The 2912-nt window shown below is 38.7% G+C and carries 1 protein-coding gene; it reads right to left on the minus strand.

What is annotated here, in order from left to right:
• Window positions 1–214: 214 nt before the first annotated feature.
• Window positions 215–2698, minus strand: a complete 2484-nt coding sequence (locus ACOVO2_RS09520; protein ID WP_421769736.1) for a hypothetical protein — start codon at window positions 2696–2698, stop codon at window positions 215–217.
• Between the last annotated feature and the right edge of the window lie 214 nt (window positions 2699–2912).

Below are 2912 nucleotides of genomic sequence, written 5' to 3' on the forward strand. Positions count from 1 at the left end.
CTCTTCAAATAAAGGTCTTTTTTCTTTCCTCCCCTTATTTTCAAGGGGAGGTATTAAGTTCTTCTATAAGTCCCTCTCCTTTTTTTAGGAGAGGGATTTAGGGTGAGGTCAAAACGCAACATTTTTGACAAATTTATAGACCTTTTAACCTCATCCCAACCCTTCTCCTCAAAGGAGAAGGGCTTTTAATAAACAGAAATTAACAAACTTTATCTCAATCAGGCAATAAACTAATCAAATTCAATAAATTATCATCGGGTGGTGGTTGATTTCCTTTCAAAGACTGAATGTATTCAATATCAATTTTAGCAGGAAACAGCGACGGTATCAGGTATTGCAGCGTAACGGTATCAATCTCGGAATTTTGTTCGAGTCCCGAATAGCCTTTTATCTGATTGCTTTTTGAAATATTTCTGACATAAAAACCCTCTTTCGTAAAAATCAAATCGGGTGGCGTTTCGAGCCATTTTTTATCGTGAAAATTAGTATCGGCAACTGTATAAAGCGTATTTCCGATTAAAAATTTCAACGAATCTAAATCATTGATGCGATACGAGTTTTTCGACTCGTCATAATTATCGTGCATATTGCTCAGACGCAGCAAGAAATCAAAAAACGCTGGCATTTTGGCCTTAGTTGGCGTTGGAGCTTTCTCTTGTTTGCGAGTAGAAATCTGAATCGGGAAACCAACTAATTCGGGATGCACGATGTAGCCGCTGGCAAAAATCCCATCTAAACAAATGGCTTTTAGTTGGCTGGCTTCGGTTGGCATTTTTATCAAATTGCTCGAAAAACCTAAATCTTTCGTCATTTTCTCTTTGAGTTTCTCCAAAAGCGGAGCAAACAAAAATCCTCGACCCGTCAATAAAATACCTTCACAATCAATTCCTTTTTCGATGTTTGTCACTACGCCCTTCATGTTTTCAACGATGTTGGAAGTAATTACCTCGCAAGCGTTTTCAACATAACCGCCCCAATCATAAAAACCATCGACTTTCTGCAAGAGCAAATTGAGGTTGGCGATGGTGGCCGTAAATTCGTTATTGGCAAAAGTGCGGAGATTGACATCCCCACTTTGAGCGGCCGCATTCCATGCTCGTTCGACCGCCTCTTGGTTTTCGGGTGAACGTTTGCTGTACTGAAATTTAAGCGATTCGATTTTCTCGAAAAGCTGATTCATTTGTCCTTTTTCGGCCTTTTCGAGCGATTCCAAGAAAAACGCCTTCGTAGCCGCAGGATTGAGCGAGTTTTTGAGAATAAAATGCAAAATCGACTCAAAGAAAGCGTAGCTTATCAGATTGCCCGCCCCCGCAAAACCATTGCGATACAAAGATTTGATTTTGCGTGAATTATTCGACCCCGTTTGGATAATCGAAAAATCGGTTGTGCCTTTGCCGCAATCAACGATAATGTAGTATTTATTGGCACTGATTTCGTTGAGTCCTTTGCTGAAATAGCCCAAAAATGCAGCATCACTTTCCGAAATCGTCACTACCTCCCAAGCCTTTATTTTGTGGGCGTAGGCGTGCTGCTGCAAATCCTTGAAAATCTCGTTGATAACTTCTTTTGTGTTGGCTACTTCGTGAATACTATAAATATTTGGCACCAAAACCGTAAAACGAATGAAGGTATTTTCGCTTTCGTCGTCAAGCACGTTGTGCAGGGTTGCCTCAATAAAAGATTTAAGAATGGTAGAATATGCCTGATTTTTGAGGTCGTCTAAACTCAGCGAACGCACTTTGTCGTTGAGGATTGACTGAAAATCCATAAACTTCAAAATATCGCCGTGTTTGTGAGCCAATTTGAGGTTTGAAAGCTGATGAAAATTATTGGTCAGATTAGAATTGAGTTCGTTTTTCTGCACCAAAAACTTCAATTCATCTTCATTTTTGATAAATCTATCCTTTCTTTCGTGAAAATCATGCAGTTTTTTCTTCAAAAAGAAAATCGACTTGATGAAGTCGGTGTTTTTCTCGAATTGAATAAAATTTTGGTCGTCTTCGGTGAGTCCTTTAAAATCCTTGACCAATTTAAACAAACTTTTAGAAGGACTTTTCTTGGTATATCGGCGGTTGATGTATTGATAATTGCTGACTTTTAGTTGCGATGCCTCCGAACCAAAATCGAGTCCGAAATGATGGAAACAACTTGCATGAGCTAAATGAAAATGTAGCCTATTTTGGTAGGTTTTGCCATTGCTTTCGTACGAAAAATGGCAGTTGATATAATCTTGCTGAATCGGTTCTTCGGGAATATGGTCGATGTAATGACCGATGATTTTAAAATCATTGGCATTATCAATGACCGAAAACTCAATGTCGCCCAAGAGATAAGAATTTTGCTGAAAAGTAGTCTGAACAAGCGTTGGCTGTGGTTTTGTTGGATTCTTCCAATCATCCTCTTCGTCGGTGTTGGCTTGAAACGCAGCGGGTTTGCTCGACGTCGATAAATGAATGTGTAATTGCGGAATTGTGGCATCAAACGACACATTCAACTGCAAATTGGCCAACAAAACATCACTTTCGTTGGTCACGAGGGTCTGCATCAATTTGCTTTTATCAATCGAAAACAGCGTAAAAGCGTTGTTTTCTAAGGGTAATTCGATGATAAAAGACTCGTTACTTTCAGAAAATCTTCCTTTTAAATCAAGGTAATTGGTGCGGCGGTTGTTAATGGTAAGTGGAAGGATGTATTTCATAAAGTAATAGCTAAGAAAGGATTAATGCGTAAACAAATTTACTATTTATTCCAAAAAACTGATGCCAATACCAAAGATTTATTGGCTTTTGCATTAACGTAAGTATTGGGCGATTTATTTATTTCTGAAAGATACTTTATTTGGGGCTATTATGCCACCCAAAAGCTTTTGCGGAGAATAATTTTGCTAATCTCCGCAAATTATGCGGAGATTA

Origin of the sequence: Emticicia sp. (assembly GCF_049241225.1) — a bacterium.
Taxonomy (GTDB): domain Bacteria; phylum Bacteroidota; class Bacteroidia; order Cytophagales; family Spirosomataceae; genus Emticicia.